Origin of the sequence: Pseudomonas moorei, from assembly GCF_042846945.1 — a bacterium.
Classification (GTDB): Bacteria; Pseudomonadota; Gammaproteobacteria; order Pseudomonadales; family Pseudomonadaceae; genus Aquipseudomonas; species Aquipseudomonas moorei.
On sequence record NZ_AP035776.1, the window covers coordinates 6,224,370 to 6,244,529 of the forward strand.

9 protein-coding genes are annotated in these 20,160 nt (G+C 62.1%); 7 read left to right on the plus strand and 2 right to left on the minus strand.

From position 1 onward, the window contains the following. Nucleotides 1–46 precede the first annotated feature (46 nt). Nucleotides 47–2,173 carry a DNA helicase RecQ gene (gene recQ / locus ACGJAX_RS29055; RefSeq protein ID WP_247257661.1) on the minus strand — a complete coding sequence of 709 codons (2,127 nt, stop codon included), beginning with the start codon at nt 2,171–2,173 and terminating at the stop codon, nt 47–49. 387 nt (nt 2,174–2,560) lie between these two features. On the opposite strand from recQ, the gene ACGJAX_RS29060 reads away from it, so the two are divergent. The 4 genes from ACGJAX_RS29060 to lapD all read left to right on the plus strand — a co-directional run bounded on the left by ACGJAX_RS29060 (nt 2,561) and on the right by lapD (nt 6,343). Next, a complete protein-coding gene (locus ACGJAX_RS29060) occupies nt 2,561–3,148 on the plus strand; it encodes a YecA family protein (RefSeq protein WP_034146211.1) in 588 nt (195 codons plus the stop codon). A gap of 10 nt (nt 3,149–3,158) precedes the next feature. Further along, complete coding sequence (locus ACGJAX_RS29065) at nt 3,159–3,554, plus strand: YbaN family protein (protein WP_247257660.1); 396 nt, start codon at nt 3,159–3,161, stop codon at nt 3,552–3,554. 118 nt (nt 3,555–3,672) lie between these two features. Further along, a complete protein-coding gene (lapG, locus tag ACGJAX_RS29070) occupies nt 3,673–4,380 on the plus strand; it encodes a cysteine protease LapG (RefSeq protein ID WP_390956984.1) in 708 nt (235 codons plus the stop codon). A 22-nt stretch (nt 4,381–4,402) separates the two neighbouring features. Next, nucleotides 4,403–6,343: a cyclic di-GMP receptor LapD gene (gene lapD, locus ACGJAX_RS29075; RefSeq protein WP_390956985.1), complete on the plus strand. Its 1,941-nt coding sequence runs from the start codon at nt 4,403–4,405 to the stop codon at nt 6,341–6,343. Nucleotides 6,344–6,534: 191 nt separating this feature from the next. Here the strand turns inward: lapD and ACGJAX_RS29080 are convergent, their stop codons facing one another. Then, nucleotides 6,535–14,619, minus strand: a complete 8,085-nt coding sequence (locus ACGJAX_RS29080; RefSeq protein ID WP_390956986.1) for a retention module-containing protein — start codon at nt 14,617–14,619, stop codon at nt 6,535–6,537. A gap of 596 nt (nt 14,620–15,215) precedes the next feature. Between ACGJAX_RS29080 and ACGJAX_RS29085 the strand changes: the two genes are divergently transcribed. Genes ACGJAX_RS29085 through ACGJAX_RS29095 form a run of 3 tightly spaced genes read left to right on the plus strand, consistent with a single transcriptional unit; the run spans nt 15,216 to nt 20,140 of the window. Further along, nucleotides 15,216–16,574, plus strand: coding sequence for a TolC family outer membrane protein (locus ACGJAX_RS29085; protein WP_390956987.1), 1,359 nt, complete (start codon nt 15,216–15,218; stop codon nt 16,572–16,574). Between the two features lie 17 nt (nt 16,575–16,591). Next, nucleotides 16,592–18,751, plus strand: a complete 2,160-nt coding sequence (locus ACGJAX_RS29090) for a type I secretion system permease/ATPase (RefSeq protein WP_247257933.1) — start codon at nt 16,592–16,594, stop codon at nt 18,749–18,751. 9 nt (nt 18,752–18,760) lie between these two features. Next, the gene (locus tag ACGJAX_RS29095) at nt 18,761–20,140 is read left to right on the plus strand and encodes an HlyD family type I secretion periplasmic adaptor subunit (RefSeq protein ID WP_390956988.1); all 1,380 of its coding nucleotides are present in this window, start codon (nt 18,761–18,763) and stop codon (nt 20,138–20,140) included. Nucleotides 20,141–20,160 lie beyond the last annotated feature (20 nt).

Here is a 20,160-nt window from a genome sequence, read left to right on the forward strand (position 1 = left end):
CAAGACTTGATCTTTAGTGAATCGTTAAATCAGCACGACAGGCCACTCAAATCTCGAATTCGGACTGCAATGCGGCACGTACACAGTACAAAACACCTTCCGGCACCCTGCCCGCAAACAGTGCTGAAATCTCCGACACCGGCGGTAACTCGCCTTCGCCGTCGAGGAAGGCATCCTGAACCTCGCCCATCAAGTCCTCGGGCAAATCCAGTGCCTGTTCCAGCGACAACTGCTGATTGCCAATGGCCTCGGCCAGCAGGGTGTAGACGTTCTTTTCCGAGCATTGCAACTGACCGGCGATCTGCAGCGGCGTCATGCCGGCGCGTGCCAGGGTGATCAATTCGTGGCGCACATCGGCCACCGCCTTCGGTGCCTCGACCTGGCCGCCGAGCACTTCGAGGAAGGCCTCGCCATAACGCTCCAGTTTGCGCGCGCCGACGCCGCTGACCCGGGCCATTTCCGCCAGGGACGTGGGTTGGCTGCGAAGCATTTCCAGCAAGGTGGAATCGGGGAAGATGACGTAAGGCGGCACACCGTGTTCTTCGGCGAGTTTGCGGCGCAGGGCACGCAGGGCTTCCCACTGTTCGCGTTCTTCGCCGCGCACCAGTTGGCTCGCCTGGCTCTTGCTGCTTTTGGTCGTGGTTTGCGCCTTGAGGTCGCGGCGCAGCTCCAGGGTCACTTCACCCTTGAGCAGCGGCCGGCAACTGTCGCTCAGGCGCAAGCCGCCGTAGCCTTCGAGGTCGATGTCGGCCAGGCCACGGGCGACCAGTTGTCGAAACAGCGAACGCCATTCGCCTTCGGCCATCGCTTTGCCGACACCGAAAACCGACAGGTGTTGATGACCGAAACTGCGGACCTTTTCATTGTCCTTGCCCAACAATACATCCACCAAATGCCCGACACCGTAGCGCTGGCCGGTGCGGTAGATCGCGGAAAGTGCCTGACGGGCGGGCTCGGTGGCGTCCCAGGTTTGCACGCCGTCGACACAGTTGTCGCAATGGCCGCAGGGCTCGGGCATGTCTTCATCGAAATAGGCCAGCAGGGTCTGGCGGCGGCAGCGGGTTTCTTCGCACAGCGAGAGCATGGCGTCGAGCTTGTGTTGCTCCAGACGCTTGTGGCGTTCGTCGCCTTCGGAGTTCTGCAGCATCTGCTTGAGCATCACCACGTCTTGCAGGCCGTAGGCCATCCAGGCATCTGCCGGCAGCCCGTCACGGCCACCGCGACCGGTTTCCTGGTAGTAGGCCTCAAGGGACTTCGGCAAATCGAGGTGCGCGACAAAACGTACGTTGGGTTTGTCGATACCCATGCCAAACGCCACGGTGGCGACCATGATCAGGCCTTCCTCGTTGAGGAAGCGCTTCTGGTGATAGGCGCGCAAATCGTTGGGCAGTCCGGCGTGGTACGGCAGCGCCGGGAAGCCTTGCTCACTGAGGAACGCCGCCACTTCCTCGACCTTTTTGCGCGACAGGCAATAGACGATGCCGGCATCGCTGCGTCGTTCGGCGAGGAACGCCAGCAACTGCTTGCGCGGCTGTTCCTTGGGCACGATGCGATAAAAGATGTTCGGGCGGTCGAAGCTCGACAGGAAGCGCTCGGCGTTCTGCAGGTGCAGACGAGTGACGATCTCTTCCCGGGTGCGTTTGTCGGCGGTGGCGGTCAGGGCGATGCGCGGTACGTCGGGGAACATTTCCGCCAACTGGCCCAGTTGCAGGTACTCCGGACGGAAATCATGGCCCCATTGCGACACGCAGTGCGCTTCGTCAATGGCGAACAGGGCGATGTTCAAGCCTTGCAGGAACGCCAGCATGCGCGGCTGGACCAGCCGCTCGGGCGCGAGATAGAGCATTTTGACTTCGCCGCGCTTGATGCGGGCCGCCAGGTCGCGCTGTTGCTCGGCGCTGAGGGTGGAGTTCAACGCGGCGGCGGCCACGCCCAGCTCTTCGAGGGTCGCGACCTGGTCATCCATCAAGGCGATCAGCGGCGACACCACGACCGCCAGGCCATCGCGCAATAGCGCCGGCACCTGGAAGCACAAGGACTTGCCACCACCGGTAGGCATCAGGACCAGGGCATCGCCGCCGCTGGCCACGCGCTCAATGATTGCACCCTGACGGCCACGGAAACTGTCGTAGCCGAAGATGTCCTTGAGGACGCGTTGAGCCTGTTCGAGCATAAAAACTCCAAAAATCACCGAAACATCCCTGCAAGGCTGGTCCAGAACCACCAGCACCGCACCGACAAATCGTAAGTGCGCGTTGCATGACGCTTCACATTTCAGCCGCGACGCCAGCAGGGCATCACAAAACGCGCGAGTATACCCGAGCACCGTCCGGCAAAGGGCGCCGCTGATAAGACACTCCATCAACACAGTACAAATCCTGTGTGCGAGCTTGCTCGCGATAGCAGCGAATCAGGCAGCGATGGGGTTGGACGGTACGGCCTCATCGCGAGCAAGCTCCCTCCCACAGCGAATGCGGTGCAAATATGCCGCGCGGCTGGCCTGAGCGCTCAAGAAGGCCTAGAATTCCCGCATCTGTTAATTCCCCAAGGTAGTCCTTTAATGTCCTTCGCTGAGCAACTAACCCGCCTGCAAGTCTTCCTCGACGCCGATGAACTGCATGACGAGGCGCTGGACTACGTGGCCGCCCACGGCTACCTCACCGCCCTGTCGATCTGTTCCGAAGTGGTGCCGGATCGTGAGTGGATCGACGCCCTCTTCGCCGAAGAGCCGCATTACGCCGACGACACCGAGCGTGAAGCGATCGAATCCACATTGCTGGCCCTCAAGGCCCACATCGCCCGTCAACTGGCTTCCGATGAGGAGTTCGAGTTGCCGTGCGACCTGGACCTGGGCGAAGACCCGGACGACTCCGATCTGCGCGGCTGGTGCATCGGTTTCATGGAAGGCGTGTTCCTGCGCGAAGAAGCCTGGTTCGAAACCGCCGAAGATGAAGTCAGCGAAATGCTGCTGCCGATCATGGTCGGTTCGGGCCTGTTCGACGAGCAACCGGAGTTCTCCGACATCGCCGCCGACGCCAACCTGATGGACGACATGATCGTGCAGATCCCGGAAGCCCTGACCGCGCTGTACCTGCTGTGCAACGCGCCAGACGAAAAACCGGCGATCCTCAAGCCACGTCACCACTAAGGTTCTGCCTATGGACGCCCCCATAGGCAACCGCCCCCTGATGTTGCGCTACGTGCTGCTGGCCATCGGCTGGCTCAGCGTAGCGCTGGGGGTAATCGGGATTTTCCTGCCGGTATTGCCCACCACGCCCTTCCTGCTGCTGGCGGCCGCCTGCTTCGCCCGCAGCTCGCCGCGTTTTTATCGATGGCTGGTGGAGCACCGGCACCTTGGGCCCTGGATTCGCGACTACCTCGATGGCAATGGCATTCCGCTCAAGGGCAAGGTCTACGCCATCGGTCTGATGTGGGTAAGCATTCTGTTCTCCTGCTATCTGGTGCCGCTGCCATGGGCACGCGGCTTCATGCTGACCAGCGCGGTGCTGGTGACGATCTATATCCTTCGCCAGAAAACCCTGCACAAACCCTGAACCTCCGTGGCTCCCTCGCCACTCAGGCAGTCCTGCGTGACACCTTCGTCCGACGATCTGCCCCTCTTCGTCGTAAACACCACCTAGACTTCAACACTCAGCACACGAGCAGCCGGACATGTCCCGCAGCCAGCGAAGTCCAGGGTGGCCAGCGTTCCGACTTCGGATCGGCAGACGACTGCTGTTGGCCGTTTTTCTGCTGGCCGGACTCAGCAGTGCCGGGGCCTATTGGGATTTTGCGCAGATCCTGCAAACCGTCGGCCAGCGCTACGGTCCACTCGGCCTTGAAGAGGGACGTATCGTGGCCTGGAGTCAAATGCTCCAGGGCGAACGCAACGCGCCTGAGCGCGAACAACTCAATGTGGTCAATCGCTTCTTCAATCAACAACTGAACTTTGAGGACGATACCCGCATCTGGCATCAGACCGATTACTGGGCCACGCCGGTCGAATCCCTGATCAAGGGCGCCGCCGATTGCGAGGACTACGCACTGGCGAAATATTTCAGCCTGCGCCAACTCGGCATTCCCAGCGAGAAACTGCGCATTACCTACGTCAAGGCGCTGACCCAGAACCAGGCGCATATGGTGCTGACCTTCTACAGCAGCCCTGCCGCCGACCCGCTGGTGCTGGATAACCTGATCGGTGACATCCGCCCCGCTTCCCAACGCAAAGACTTGTTGCCGGTGTATGCCTTCAATGCCGAAGGCCTGTACCTGCCCGGTGCCAATGGCGGCAACCGCAGTAGCGACTCGAAAAAACTGTCGCGCTGGCAAGACATACTGAAAAAGATGCAGGCCGAAGGGTTCGCCGTGGGCAACGGTTAACGGCCAGAGCAAGGAGCGTTCGATGAAACTGCGCAACCAATTGTTTCTCGCCATCTGCCTGTTCCTGCTGGTGGCGTTCAGTGGCAGTTTTTTTGTCAGCCTTGAAAGCTCCCGCGAGCAGATGCTCGGTCAACTGCGTTCCCACGCCCAGGACGCGGCCACTGCATTGGGTTTGTCGCTCACAGCACAAATCGATGATCCGGCCATGATGGAGCTGATGGTCAGTTCGATTTTCGACAGCGGTTACTTCAGTAGCATTCGCGTTGTCGATGTCCAGAATCAGCAGGTGCTGGTAGAGCGCAACTTTGCGGGGAGCATCGAGGGCGTGCCGGGGTGGTTCGTCAACCTGGTGAATCTGCGTGTCCAAGGGGGCGACGCGCTGATCATGCGCGGCTGGGAGCAAGCGGCGCGGGTGGAAGTATTAAGCAATCCGCAGTTCGCCCTGGCCAAACTCTGGGACAGTACCCTCGGCAGCCTGATCTGGCTGATGGTGTGCGGACTGCTCAGCGCGGTCTTCGGCGGCTGGCTGTTGCGTCGGCAATTTCGCCCGCTGGACACCCTGGTCAAACAGGCCGAAGCCATCAGCAAGCGTGAGTTCCTGAGCCTGCCGAAATTGCCACGCACCCCGGAATTGAAACGCGTGGTGTTGGCCATGAACCAGATGGTCGAGAAACTCAAGGCCTTGTTCGCCGAAGAAGCCGAACGCAGTGAAAAACTACGAAGCGAGTCCTATCAGGACAGCCTGACCGGGCTGGCCAATCGTCGTTTGCTGGATGAACAACTGGCCGATTATTTACTGGTCGATGAACAAAACAGTGACGGCCATTTGCTGACGCTGCAGATCAACGACCTGGTGGGTCTCAACCAAAGACTTGGCGGGCAACGCGCCGATTCCTTGATCGGCGCAGTTGGCGAATTGCTCAAGCGCTTGACTCGATTGCCTGAGCGACGCGCCTGGCTGGCAGCTCGCAATCGTGGCGGCGAATTCAGCCTGCTGATGCCAGGCCTGGACACCGAAGACGCCACGCGGTTGGCGGCCGAGATCTGTGCCACCCTGGAAAACCTGCGCCTGAGCGGCGCCAGCGATTGCACGCCCGTCGCCCATTTGGGAATTGTCGCCTATCACCCCGGTGAGCCGGCCAGCGACGTGCTACTGCGCCAGGACCATGCACTGACTCAAGCCCGGCAACGCCCCGACCGCCCCTGGGTGATGCTGGGCCACCACGAGAGCGTACCGAATCAGCCTCAACATGACTGGCGTACCTGGCTCGACGACGCCCTGACCGAAGGCAAACTACAGCTGTATTTTCAGCCGGTGGTGCAATGCGCTGACACCAGTCAGGTGCTGCACCACAAAGTCCTCGCACGCCTGATCGACCCGCAGGGCGAAGCGATTGCCGCCGGGCATTTCCTGCCGTGGATCGAGCGACTGGGCTGGTCGTCACGCTTCGATCTGGCGATGCTCGACGCCACACTCGAATATCTCGCCGCCAACCGCTGGCCACTGGCGCTGAGCTTGTCCGGCAGCACTCTGCGCGACCCGGTGCAACTGCGACTGATCCTCGACATGCTCGAATCGCTGCCGGACCTGTCTCCACTGCTGACCCTGGAAATCGACGAATGCCAGCTGCCCCCTGCGGACGAACTGCAACGGCTGAGCCACAGTGTGCTCAACACCGGTTACCGCATCGGCCTGCAGCATTTTGGCGGCAGCTTCAGCCAGATCGGTAACCTGACGCAGCTGGGCCTGGCTTACTTGAAAATCGATGGGGCCTACATCAGGCACATCGATGAGCAGCGAGACAAACGGCTGTTCATCGAGGCAATCTTCAGGGCCACCAACAGCATCGATTTGCCGTTGATTGCAGAGATGGTCGAGACCCGGGGTGAACTGGAAACGATCAAGGAACTGGGGGTGTTCGGGGTGATGGGAAGACTGATCGGGCCGCCAGAGCCGATGTGAGTTTTTGCTTACACCGCATTATTCTTCGCGAGCAGGCTCACTTCCACAGAGGAACGCGTCGTTCACAAAACACTGATTCACTGTAGAACCCCTTGTGGGAGCGAGCCTGCTCGCGAATACGGTGATTGAGTCAACATCACTGTTGAATCTGAAACCGCTTTCGCGAGCAAGTCCGCTCCCACATTGGCTGTCTACACCGTATCCACCTTCAACGAATGATCATTGAGCATCCCGTTGATGATGGTCGCCGTATCCGCCCCGGTAATCACCCCGCCCGCTCCCGGCGTCACCCCGTAATGGCTGGCCAGGTTGACGCCTGCCAGATCGATGGTCTGGTTCGGCGCCGCGCCGGCCAATGCACTGACGTCGATGCTGGTCACCACCGACGCGCCACTGCCATTGACGGTGAAGTGCAGATAGTTATCCAGCGATGCCGCCGTGTTGGTTTCGCCTTGCAGCAGTTGCGACAGGTCCAGTTTGTCAGTGCCCGGTGCGAAGTCGGTGATCACGTCGTGGCCACTATTGCCCTTGAGCCACTCGAAGGTGTCGGCACCACTGCCGCCGGTGAGGGTGTTGTTGCCCAGGCCGCCAATCAGAATGTCATCGCCGCCCCCGCCGTTGAGCACGTCGTTGCCCAGGCCGCCGTTGATGATGTTGTTGTTATTGTCACCGGTGAGGGTGTCGTTGTAGTTCGAGCCCGTCAGGTTTTCGATACCGGCCAGGGTATCGATGCCTGCACCCAGGGTGTCTTGCGCACCGAGCAGGCTCAGGTTGACCGTGACCCCGGCCGTGGCGTGGGCGTAGCTGGCGGTATCGTTGCCGATGCCACCGTCGAGCAGATCATTGCCCGGACCGCTGTAGAGCAAGTCGTTGCCGGCGCCGCCGTGCAACTCATTATTTCCGGTGCCTGCGATGAGGATGTCATTGCCGTCACCGCCATTGAGGATGTTGTCGCCATTGCCCGCCACCAGCGTGTCATTGCCTGCGGTCCCGGTGAGGATGTGACTGTCCTGGTAGCTGATGGTCAGGTTGGCGCTGTCGCTGCCGCCATGGCTGTCGCTGGCGGTGTAGGCGCCATGGTAATCGGGCGCTATGTCATGGGCACCGGCGTAATTGACGGTCATGGTCAGTTGGTAGTCTTCCGCCCCGTTGGAGTTGCTGCCACTGGTGTTGGTGATGTTGGTGATGTGGATCTGGTAGGTCGCATCCGACGTTGCTGTCAGGGTTTGCCCGTCCGCAAGGGCAATCCAGGCTCCGCCGTCGACCGAATATTCCATGGCCACATGGCCGGCTGCCAGGTTGTGGTCCAGGTTGAGGGTTTCGCCCTGCTTCAGGTTGACGGTAATGCGATCCTCATCATTAGCGTGGGCATTGGTCACCGCACCGAGGAAACCGCTGACCACCAGCACCGCCGTCATGGTCGCGGCATTGGCCGAGAAGGCACTGCGCACGTCGCACAGGTTCTGGTTCTCGGTGCTGTTGGGGTTAGTACCCTTGAAGTTGATCGCGCCAGTGCCGGTGAAGTCCGCTGCCTTGGAGATCCAGCCGGTGTTGAAGGTCGTCGGCGACACCGTGAGCGGATCGCCATTGGCGGCAGTATCGTTGGCCAACAGCAACTCGCCCGGCAACGTCACACTGCCCGACAGCACGTTGGTGATGACGTGATCATCGACTGCCACGACATTCCCGTCGTTATTGCTGACCGCCTGGATACAGCTGTTGTGCACGTCGATGGTGATGGTGGTGGTGCTTTGATCGCCGTCACCGTCGCGCAGGGTGTAGGTGAAGGTGTCGGTCGCACCGGGGCCGTTCACGCTGTTGGGGTAGCTGTGGTATTCGGCGTTGCCGTGGGCATCGAGGGTCAGGTAGCCGTAGGTGCCGTTGATCTGGCTGTTGAGGCCGCCGACCACCGGCGTCGAGGTGTCCGAACCGGCGCGCACGCCGACCACGCCGCCACCGACGGCCGGGCCATCCGCACCGCCGATGTCGTTTGCGAGCACGTTGCCGGTGATGATGCCGCCTTCGCCGACCGAGGCTACATCGGCGTTGGCCTTCGGTACGTCGTCGACAATGTTGACCACGATGGTGCTGGTGGCCACGTTCCCCAGCGAATCGGTGGCGTGGTAGGTGAAGGTCTCGGTCACCGTGTTCGGGCCGTCGTTGGCCTGCGGCGTGGTGTGCGCCGGGTTGGTCAGGGTGTAGGTGTAGGTGCCGTCGGGGTTGAGCTGGATCAGCCCGAAGTTGCCCTGGGCGCTGCCGACCAGGGTGTAGGTCAGCGCACCGCTGCCGCCGGTGACCGAGCCGACCAGGGTGCCGCTGGCGGTTTCGCCGGTGTTGCCCGGCTCGCTGCCGGTGGCGTAACCGCCGCTCAGGTCCTGGCCGTCCTTGGTGAAGTCGAGGGCTTTTTCGAACACGGTCACGTCGTTGTCGCTGACCGCCTGGATGCAGCTGTTGTGCACGTCGATGGTGATGGTGGTGGTGCTTTGATCGCCATCACCGTCGCGCAAGGTGTAGGTGAAGGTATCGGTCGCACCGGGGCCGTTCACGCTGTTGGGGTAGCTGTGGTATTCGGCGTTGCCGTGGGCGTCGAGGGTCAGGTAGCCGTAGGTGCCGTTGATCTGGCTGTTGAGGCCGCCCACCACCGGCGTCGAGGTGTCCGAACCGGCGCGCACGCCGACCACGCCGCCACCGACGGCCGGGCCGTCCGCACCGCCAATGTCGTTTGCGAGCACGTTGCCGGTGACGATGCCACCCTCGCCGACCGCAGCCACATCGGCGTTGGCCTTCGGCACGTCGTCGACGATGTTGACCACGATTGTGCTGGTGGCCACGTTCCCCAGCGAATCGGTGGCGTGGTAGGTGAAGGTCTCGGTCACCGTGTTCGGGCCGTCGTTGGCCTGCGGCGTGGTGTGCGCCGGGTTGGTCAGGGTGTAGGTGTAGGTGCCGTCGGGGTTGAGCTGGATCAGCCCGAAGTTGCCCTGGGCGCTGCCGACCAGGGTGTAGGTCAGCGCACCGCTGCCGCCGGTGACCGAGCCGACCAGGGTGCCGCTGGCGGTTTCGCCGGTGTTGCCCGGCTCGCTGCCGGTGGCGTAACCGCCGCTCAGGTCCTGGCCGTCCTTGGTGAAGTCGAGGGCTTTTTCGAACACGGTCACGTCGTTGTCGCTGACCGCCTGGATGCAGCTGTTGTGCACGTCGATGGTGATGGTGGTGGTGCTTTGATCGCCATCACCGTCGCGCAAGGTGTAGGTGAAGGTATCGGTCGCACCGGGGCCGTTCACGCTGTTGGGGTAGCTGTGGTATTCGGCGTTGCCGTGGGCGTCGAGGGTCAGGTAGCCGTAGGTGCCGTTGATCTGGCTGTTGAGGCCGCCCACCACCGGCGTCGAGGTGTCCGAACCGGCGCGCACGCCGACCACGCCGCCACCGACGGCCGGGCCGTCCGCACCGCCAATGTCGTTTGCGAGCACGTTGCCGGTGACGATGCCACCCTCGCCGACCGCAGCCACATCGGCGTTGGCCTTCGGCACGTCGTCGACGATGTTGACCACGATTGTGCTGGTGGCCACGTTCCCCAGCGAATCGGTGGCGTGGTAGGTGAAGGTCTCGGTCACCGTGTTCGGGCCGTCGTTGGCCTGCGGCGTGGTGTGCGCCGGGTTGGTCAGGGTGTAGGTGTAGGTGCCGTCGGGGTTGAGCTGGATCAGCCCGAAGTTGCCCTGGGCGCTGCCGACCAGGGTGTAGGTCAGCGCACCGCTGCCGCCGGTGACCGAGCCGACCAGGGTGCCGCTGGCGGTTTCGCCGGTGTTGCCCGGCTCGCTGCCGGTGGCGTAACCGCCGCTCAGGTCCTGGCCGTCCTTGGTGAAGTCGAGGGCTTTTTCGAACACGGTCACGTCGTTGTCGCTGACCGCCTGGATGCAGCTGTTGTGCACGTCGATGGTGATGGTGGTGGTGCTTTGATCGCCATCACCGTCGCGCAAGGTGTAGGTGAAGGTATCGGTCGCACCGGGGCCGTTCACGCTGTTGGGGTAGCTGTGGTATTCGGCGTTGCCGTGGGCGTCGAGGGTCAGGTAGCCGTAGGTGCCGTTGATCTGGCTGTTGAGGCCGCCCACCACCGGCGTCGAGGTGTCCGAACCGGCGCGCACGCCGACCACGCCGCCACCGACGGCCGGGCCGTCCGCACCGCCAATGTCGTTTGCGAGCACGTTGCCGGTGATGATGCCGCCTTCGCCGACCGAGGCTACATCGGCGTTGGCCTTCGGCACGTCGTCGACGATGTTGACCACGATGGTGCTGGTGGCCACGTTCCCCAGCGAATCGGTGGCGTGGTAGATGAAGGTCTCGGTCACCGTGTTCGGGCCGTCGTTGGCCTGCGGCGTGGTGTGCGCCGGGTTGGTCAGGGTGTAGGTGTAGTTGCCGTCGGGGTTGAGCTGGATCAGCCCGAAGTTGCCCTGGGCGCTGCCGACCAGGGTGTAGGTCAGCGCACCGCTGCCGCCGGTGACCGAGCCGACCAGGGTGCCGCTGGCGGTTTCGCCGGTGTTGCCCGGCTCGCTGCCGGTGGCGTAACCGCCGCTCAGGTCCTGGCCGTCCTTGGTGAAGTCGAGGGCTTTTTCGAACACGGTCACGTCGTTGTCGCTGACCGCCTGGATGCAGCTGTTGTGCACGTCGATGGTGATGGTGGTGGTGCTTTGATCGCCATCACCGTCGCGCAAGGTGTAGGTGAAGGTATCGGTCGCACCGGGGCCGTTCACGCTGTTGGGGTAGCTGTGGTATTCGGCGTTGCCGTGGGCGTCGAGGGTCAGGTAGCCGTAGGTGCCGTTGATCTGGCTGTTGAGGCCGCCCACCACCGGCGTCGAGGTGTCCGAACCGGCGCGCACGCCGACCACGCCGCCACCGACGGCCGGGCCATCCGCACCGCCGATGTCGTTTGCGAGCACGTTGCCGGTGATGATGCCGCCTTCGCCGACCGAGGCTACATCGGCGTTGGCCTTCGGCACGTCGTCGACGATGTTGACCACGATGGTGCTGGTGGCCACGTTCCCCAGCGAATCGGTGGCGTGGTAGGTGAAGGTCTCGGTCACCGTGTTCGGGCCGTCGTTGGCCTGCGGCGTGGTGTGCGCCGGGTTGGTCAGGGTGTAGGTGTAGGTGCCGTCGGGGTTGAGCTGGATCAGCCCGAAGTTGCCCTGGGCGCTGCCGACCAGGGTGTAGGTCAGCGCACCGCTGCCGCCGGTGACCGAGCCGACCAGGGTGCCGCTGGCGGTTTCGCCGGTGTTGCCCGGCTCGCTGCCGGTGGCGTAACCGCCGCTCAGGTCCTGGCCGTCCTTGGTGAAGTCGAGGGCTTTTTCGAACACGGTCACGTCGTTGTCGCTGACCGCCTGGATGCAGCTGTTGTGCACGTCGATGGTGATGGTGGTGGTGCTTTGATCGCCATCACCGTCGCGCAAGGTGTAGGTGAAGGTATCGGTCGCACCGGGGCCGTTCACGCTGTTGGGGTAGCTGTGGTATTCGGCGTTGCCGTGGGCGTCGAGGGTCAGGTAGCCGTAGGTGCCGTTGATCTGGCTGTTGAGGCCGCCCACCACCGGCGTCGAGGTGTCCGAACCGGCGCGCACGCCGACCACGCCGCCACCGACGGCCGGGCCATCCGCACCGCCGATGTCGTTTGCGAGCACGTTGCCGGTGATGATGCCGCCTTCGCCGACCGAAGCCACATCGGCGTTGGCCTTCGGCACGTCGTCGACGATGTTGACCACGATGGTGCTGGTGGCCACGTTCCCCAGCGAATCGGTGGCGTGGTAGGTGAAGGTCTCGGTCACCGTGTTCGGGCCGTCGTTGGCCTGCGGCGTGGTGTGCGCCGGGTTGGTCAGGGTGTAGGTGTAGGTGCCGTCGGGGTTGAGCTGGATCAGCCCGAAGTTGCCCTGGGCGCTGCCGACCAGGGTGTAGGTCAGCGCACCGCTGCCGCCGGTGACCGAGCCGACCAGGGTGCCGCTGGCGGTTTCGCCGGTGTTGCCCGGCTCGCTGCCGGTGGCGTAACCGCCGCTCAGGTCCTGGCCGTCCTTGGTGAAGTCGAGGGCTTTTTCGAACACGGTCACGTCGTTGTCGCTGACCGCCTGGATGCAGCTGTTGTGCACGTCGATGGTGATGGTGGTGGTGCTTTGATCGCCATCACCGTCGCGCAAGGTGTAGGTGAAGGTATCGGTCGCACCGGGGCCGTTCACGCTGTTGGGGTAGCTGTGGTATTCGGCGTTGCCGTGGGCGTCGAGGGTCAGGTAGCCGTAGGTGCCGTTGATCTGGCTGTTGAGGCCGCCCACCACCGGCGTCGAGGTGTCCGAACCGGCGCGCACGCCGACCACGCCGCCACCGACGGCCGGGCCATCCGCACCGCCAATGTCGTTTGCCAGCACGTTGCCGGTGACGATGCCACCCTCGCCGACCGAAGCCACATCGGCGTTGGCCTTCGGTACGTCGTCGACGATGTTAACGTTGATTTGCCCAGTCGCCGTGCTGCCGTCGGTGTCGGTAGCCACGACTGTAAAGTTCTCACTGATGCTGTTGGTACCGTTGGCATTCGGATGGGTGTCGCTGTAATTGAGGGTGTAGGTGTAACTCACCACGCCCGTCTCGGCGTTGTAACCGGTGATCGTGAAGGTGGCGCCGGTGCCCGTGGAAGCCGATAGCGGGAAGCCCACCGGTACACCGCCGCTGACAATTGCGACGCCTTCCACAGTCAGGGTTTGCAGACCGTCCGGCGCATTGACGGTGAATGTGCCGCTCTGGGTCAGCGCCGTATGGTCGGGACTGCTGCCGTAGGTGAGGTTTTTTTCGTAAACGGTCAGCTCGCCACCTTCAACGTTCAGGCCGCCGATCGTGACCGGGTCGTCGTTGTTGTGGACCTGCAAAACCAGATTGGCGGTGCTGGTGTCGCCGTCGGCATCAGTGAGGGTGTAGGTGAAGGTTTCGGTGCCGTTGCCACTGCCGTGCAGGGCTTTGAAATCGGCATCGTTGGTGTTCAGGGTGTAGGTGTAGGTGCCGTTGGCATTCAGCACCAGGGTGCCGTATGTGCCATTGAACGTACCGGGGGTGATCGGGCCGCTGTTGGGGCCGGTGGGAACGCGGTCGGCACCTTGCACGTCGTTGGTCAGGACATTGCCACTCAAGGTCAGTTGCGTTTCCGAAGCGGTCAAATCATGGCTGTCGTCGACGGCTTTGGGCGTGTCATCGGTGATGTTGACGTCCAGCGACCCGGTTGCCGTGTCGCCATTGCTGTCGCTGGCCACTACAGTGAAGTGTTCACTGAGACTGGTGCCGTCCCCGCTCGCATGGTTTTCGTTGCCATTGAGCGTGTAGCTGTAACTCACCACACCAGTGACCGGGTTGTATCCGGTGACGGTCAGGGTGCTGCCCAGCGCTGTGGTAATCGACTGCGGAAAACCTGCAGCCACGCCGCCGGTGATCACGTTGATCCCGCCGATGCTCAGGCTGGTCAGCCCGTCGAGCGCCGTGACGGTGAATGTGCCATTCTGAGTCAGTGCAGCGGGATTGCTCGCCGAGCCATCGGCAAGGTTGGCTTCCTTGACGGTCAGTTCACCGCCCTCGACGGACAGGCCGTTGAGAGTGACCGGGTGATTGACGGGAGGTGTAACGTCCGGAGGCGTAACGACAGGCGGCGTAACATCCGGTGGCGTAACGACAGGCGGCGTGACGTCCGGTGGCGTAACGACAGGCGAAGTGATGACTGGCGCCGAGATTCCCGTGCTGTCTATGCCATTGTTGATGTCGGCGTTGTGCCGCGCTTCGGGAAACTCGGGAATGCCATTGAAGCCGGCAGTCGGGAAGCCGATGGTCGGGTCGACCCGTCCTGCCACTTCTTCGAGCATGACAAAACTGTGGCCACCGCCCAGCGCACCACCGGCAGGCCCGGTCGAACCTGGACCGGCCGCCGTGGCCTCGGCGGTTTGCGTCGGGTCATCACCGGCAGCGATGGCCTTTTGCAGTTGCTCGACATCGGTGAGTTGCGCCTGGCTTTGCGTCACCGACTCATTGGTGTCCACCACATGGGGCGACTGATCGGCCAGCAACTGAGGGGTCATTTGCAGACTGCTGCCGCGACCGAGAGTCAGCTCATGGCCATTTTGCAAATGCACCGCCACTGCGCCTTCGGCCCCGGTATTCAGTTGATCGCCGGCGAACAACCGGTCCCCCTCGACCAGGACACGGCGCGTGCCGTCACCTGCCACTGCGAACACCTGACCGATGACTTTACTGACGATACCGATGAGCGTAGCCATGTGCATTTCCTCCGCTGCCAACCGCTGTCGGCACCCTGTTTTATCGCGGAGAACATGCTCGATGGCTCAGGCGGGTTGCCTGGCGGATCGTCTGCCGGTCAGCAGGTTTATCTGAATAAACCGCCGTCCTGGCGACCAACTCGCCCAGCGTAAAACTCACGGACATCGTTCGCGTATCTGGATAAACCCGTTTGCAATCAATGGCATCGGGATCCAAATCCGGCACAACCGGTCCTGCGAGCGCAGCGTAACGATCCTGAATCACACGAGTGACAAAAAACCGTCACCCCCAGTCTGCTACGCGTCCCTCCCCTCCAGCACTTCTCCGTCCATTGTCGATAAGTGGATTGGAACTTTCCTCAAACCCCGAAGAGCGCCCTAAAGCTCTTAAATCAAGGGCTTTCGCATTGAACAATGTGCTGGATTTTGCGGAGCGCATAAGTTTTTTTTGGCATAGGAATTATGAGAAATAGTTCTTAGCTCCTCCCCAGAATGTTCTTAGCTCTGTTGTTAAAAGCATGAAACGGTTTACCTATAAATGTCGTCAAATAATTGGCGACTGATAAAGAACCATCAGGAATCAGGGAGATGTACCCATGCGCCTCTTAACCCCCCTCTGCAGCGCGGTTTTGCTGGCCATGGCCTGCACTTCTCAAGCTGACGCAATGTCCATGACCGAGGCGATCCAGAGCACCATCGCGACCCATCCTGAGCTGGCATCGCGGGTGGACAGCCGTCTGTCGGCTGATGAAGACGTCAAGGTTGCCAAGGGAGGCTTTTATCCATCGGTAGACTTGAATGCCGCGTACGGGCGCGGGTACAGCGATAACACCAACACCCGGGCTTTAGGCAATCACCACACCGCAATCCTCAATTACACCCAATCGGAACTGCGCCTGCGGCAGATGCTCTTCGACGGCTTCAACACCGCCAACGAAGTCGAGCGCACCAAAGGCGTCGTCAACTCCCGGGCCTATTACGCCCAGGGCACCGCACAGGACCTGGCCCTGCGCACCATCGAGGTCTACCTCGAAGTGCTCAAGCGCCGCGAACTGGTGACACTGGCCAAGAACAACTTGCAAGCGCACTTGCGGGTCAATGACCAGATCGGCCTGCGCACCCAGCGCGGTGTCGGCAGCAATGCCGACGCCGACCAGTCCAGCGCACGCCGGGCATTGGCAGAGAACAACCTCGACACCGCCGAAGTCGACCTGGCCGATGCGGAGTCGAATTTCTACAGCGTCGTCGGACGCATGCCCGATGAGCTTGAAACACCGCCCTCGACCCGCGGCGAAGTGCCTGCCTCGCTGCAGGAAGCCCAGCAGAGCATGGTGGACAACAACCCTTACCTGAAATCCGCCCAGGCTGACGTGCAATCGGCCGAAAGCCAGTACGAAGTGGCCAAGTCGCCGTTTTATCCGCGCCTCGATGCTGAAGCCGCGGTCGGCGCCAACAACAACATCCAGGGCGACGAAGGCCACGACAACGAGTGGCGAGTGGGCGTGGTGATGAACTACAACCTGTTCCGTGGCGGCAGCGACAAGGCCCGCCTGGCCAGTGATGCCCACAAGATCAATCAGGCGATGGACATCCGCAACAACGCCCTGCGCCAGCTCAACGAAAACATCCACCTGGCCTGGAACGCCATGGTCAACGCCAAGAAACAGACCCCGACCGCCCGTGAATACGCCGAGACCAGTAAACGCGTGCGAGTGGCCTATCAGGATCAGTTCGGCCTTGGCCAACGCACCCTGCTCGACCTGCTGGACAGTGAAAACGAGCTCTACAACGCCAACCGCCGCTACACCGAAGTTCGCTACACCGAGGAGTTTTCGATGTACCGTGTACTGGCGAGCATGGGCCAGTTACTGAGCAAACAGCGGGTGGTGCTGCCCGCCGATGCCGTCGCCCGGAACGAGGTGAAAAACCAAGCGCGTCTTCCTGAACTGAAGTAGTACCTGGAGCGACTAACTTGACCAGCATGGAACCCGGCAACATCGGTGTCGATCCGCGTCTGAGCTTCGATGACCCGCTCCTGGACGGTCTGTTGATCCTCTGCAAACTTCATGGCGCGACGGTCAGTCGCGCCAGCCTGAGTGCCGGGCTGCCAATGGCACACCAACGCCTGAGCCTGGACCTGCTGCCTCGCGCAGCGGCCCGGGCGGGTTTGCAGGCGCGCTTGCTGCGTCGCAATCTCAATGACATCTCTGCGCTCAACTTGCCGGTGTTGCTGCTGCTCGACAACGGCCGCACTGCCGTTTTACGCCGCTACGGCGATGACGGTCGGGTGCTGATCTTGCCCAGCGAAGCCGACGGCGGCGAACAATGGATCAGCCCCGAGGAACTTGAAACACATTATTCCGGCCAGGCCTTGTTCGCCCGACCACGACATGAACTGGAAGACTTGCGCTCACCGCTGGTGCCCCGTGTACAGGCCTGGTTCCGCGACACCCTGAAGCTGTCGAAATGGCTGTACAGCGACGCCATCCTGGCGAGTTTCCTGATCAACCTGCTGGGCCTGATGGTGCCGCTGTTCGTGATGCAGACCTACGACCGCGTGGTGCCGAATCAGGCCACATCGACCTTGTGGGTGCTATCCATCGGTTTGCTGATCGGCACCGGATTCGAACTGGTGCTGCGGGTGGTGCGCGCGCATCTGCTGGACACCGCCGGGAAGAAAACCGATGTGATCCTCTCGGCGACCCTGTTCGAGCGCATCACCGGCATGTCGATGAAAGCGCGGCCGGCAACCATCGGTGGTTTTGCCCAGAGCATTCATGACTTCCAGGGCCTGCGGGAATTCCTCACGGCGGTCACGCTCACCAGCCTCATCGACCTGCCCTTCGTGGTGCTGATGCTGGTAGTGATCGGCCTGCTCGGTGGCTGGCTGGTGGTGATCCCGGTGCTGGCGTTTCCGATCACGATCATTTTCGCCATGGTGATCCAGAGGCGTCTGCGCGACACCGTGCAGAAGAGCCTCAGCCTCGGTGCCGAACGCCAGGCCCTGCTGATCGAAACCCTCGGAGGCCTGGAAACCCTCAAGGCCTGCAGCGCCGAAAGCGAGCGCCAGCACAAGTGGGAAAGCACCCATGGCGCCCTCACCCGCCTCGACAGCCACGCGCGTAACCTCTCGGCGCTGGCCACCAACGGCACGTTGTTCATCCAGCAGTTTTCCGGCATGGCGACCATCGTTGCTGGCGTCTACAGCATCATCGCCGGCAACCTCAGCGTGGGCGCACTGGTGGCCAGCTACATGCTCGGCAGCCGCGTGCTGGCGCCACTGGGCCAGATCGCCGGCTTGATTACACGCTACCAGCAAGCGCAGCTGACCATGAAAAGCACCGACGCACTGATGTCGCTGCCCCAGGAACGCGATGCCAAACAGCGGCCGCTGGAGCGCACGCAACTGCAAGGCGCCCTGGATGTCGTCGGCGTGACTTTCCACTACAACGGCCAGAACAATGCGGCGCTGGCCAATGTCAGCTTCAGCGTGAAGCCCGGCGAGCGGGTCGGCGTCATCGGTCGCAGCGGCTCGGGCAAAAGCACCCTGGCGCGACTCGTCATGGGTTTTTATGAACCGGAGGAAGGCCAACTGCTGCTCGATGGCCTGGACTTGCGACAACTGGACGTCGCCGACCTGCGCCACCAGATCGGTTATGTCGCCCACGACCTGCCGCTGTTGGCCGGCAGCTTGCGCGATAACCTGACCTTGGGCGCACGCTATATCAGCGATTCACGCATGCTTGAAGTGGCCGAACTCACCGGCGTTACCGAACTGGCCCGGCAACACCCGCAAGGCTTCGACCGCCCTGTCGGCGAGCGTGGGCAGTTACTTTCCGGCGGTCAGCGCCAGGCCGTGTTGCTGGCCCGGGCGTTGTTGCTCGACCCACCGATCCTGCTGCTCGACGAACCCACCAGCGCCATGGACAACAGCAGCGAAGACGCTCTGCGGCAAAAACTCCATGGCTGTGTCCAGGGCAAAACCGTGTTGCTGGTCACCCATCGCACTTCGATGCTCAGCCTGGTCGATCGGCTGGTAGTGCTGGACAACGGGCGGATCGTCGCCGACGGGCCCAAAGAAGCGGTCATCGATGCACTGCGCAAGGGCCGCGTCGGCTCTGCGGCCGTCTAGGAGCGACTCATGGCCCGTTCATCATCCGACAAGTCGCCTGCCCATTCGAAGCAGCGGGGTTACTTCGGCAGTTTCGCCAAGAGCGCCGAAAGCGAATTCATGCCGGAAACTGCCGGCGCTTCATTGCAGGACTCGCCGCGCTGGTCGCGGATCACCGTGTGGCTGGCGGCCGCTTTGCTGATCAGCGCATTGGTCTGGGCCAAATTCGCGGTGCTGCAGGAAGTCACCATGGGCGAAGGCAAGGCGATTCCATCGAGCAAGGTTCAGGTGATCCAGAACCTTGAAGGCGGCATCGTCACCGAAATTTTCGTGCGTGAAGGGCAAATGGTGAACAAGGGCGACACCTTGCTGCGCCTGGATGACACGCGTTATCTGTCGAACAAGGGCGAAAGCGAGGCTGATCGCTATGCACTGACCGCACAGGTCGAACGCCTGTCGGCGGAGGCTGAAGGCCGGCCGTTCAAGCTGTCGGACGAAGTGATCGCCAAGGCGCCGCAGGTGGCTGAAGACGAACGTTCGCTGTATGAACAACGGCAACGTCGACTGGCCAGCGAACAACGGACGCTGACGGAACAACTTCGACAAAAAACCCAGGAACTGGCGGAATTCCGCTCGAAACAGGGACAGTACAGCTCAAGCCTGGCACTCCTGCAGCAAGAGATGAACATGTCCACGCCGCTGGTGGGCACCGGCGCGGTGTCACCGGTGGAGATCCTGCGCCTCAAACGCAGCGCGGTGGAGATTCGCGGCTCGCTGAACGCCACCACCCTGGCCATTCCCCGCGCCGAATCGGCGATCAACGAAATCAAGAGCAAGATTGACGAGTCCGAACAAACCTTCCGTTCGGAAGCCGCCAAGGAGCTGAATGAGAAACGTACCGACCTGTCGAAAATCACCGCATCGAGCATTGCCATCGACGACCGAGTGACCCGCACTACGGTGGTCTCGCCGGTTCACGGGATTATCAAAACGCTGAAGGTCAATACCATCGGCGGCGTGGTCCAGCCGGGCAACGACATGGTGGAAATCGTGCCTCTGGAAGACAACCTGCTGATCGAGGCCAAGGTCCGGCCCCAAGACGTGGCGTTCCTGCATCCGGGCCAGAAAGCCATGGTCAAGTTCAGCGCCTACGACTACACCATCTACGGCGGCCTGAGCGCGAAGCTGGAATTGATCAGCGCCGACACCATCACCGACGACAAGGGCAACAGCTTCTATCTGATTCAGGTGCGTACCGACAAAAACCACTTGGGCGGGGATGCCAAACCGCTGTTGATCATTCCGGGGATGGTGGCGACGGTGGACATCATCACCGGGGAGAAAAGTGTGCTGGATTACCTGCTCAAACCGGTGCTCAAAGCGCGGACCGAGGCGATGCGCGAAAGGTAGATTTGACTCATTCCCTGTGG

Coding starts and splice junctions, on each gene's coding strand:
- ACGJAX_RS29065 (WP_247257660.1), top strand. CDS start 3,159: ATGGACGCCCCCATAGGCAACCGCCCCCTGATGTTGCGCTACGTGCTG.
- ACGJAX_RS29095 (WP_390956988.1), top strand. CDS start 18,761: ATGGCCCGTTCATCATCCGACAAGTCGCCTGCCCATTCGAAGCAGCGG.
- lapD (WP_390956985.1), top strand. CDS start 4,403: ATGAAACTGCGCAACCAATTGTTTCTCGCCATCTGCCTGTTCCTGCTG.
- ACGJAX_RS29060 (WP_034146211.1), top strand. CDS start 2,561: ATGTCCTTCGCTGAGCAACTAACCCGCCTGCAAGTCTTCCTCGACGCC.
- ACGJAX_RS29085 (WP_390956987.1), top strand. CDS start 15,216: ATGCGCCTCTTAACCCCCCTCTGCAGCGCGGTTTTGCTGGCCATGGCC.
- ACGJAX_RS29080 (WP_390956986.1), bottom strand. CDS start 14,619: ATGGCTACGCTCATCGGTATCGTCAGTAAAGTCATCGGTCAGGTGTTC.
- lapG (WP_390956984.1), top strand. CDS start 3,673: ATGTCCCGCAGCCAGCGAAGTCCAGGGTGGCCAGCGTTCCGACTTCGG.
- recQ (WP_247257661.1), bottom strand. CDS start 2,173: ATGCTCGAACAGGCTCAACGCGTCCTCAAGGACATCTTCGGCTACGAC.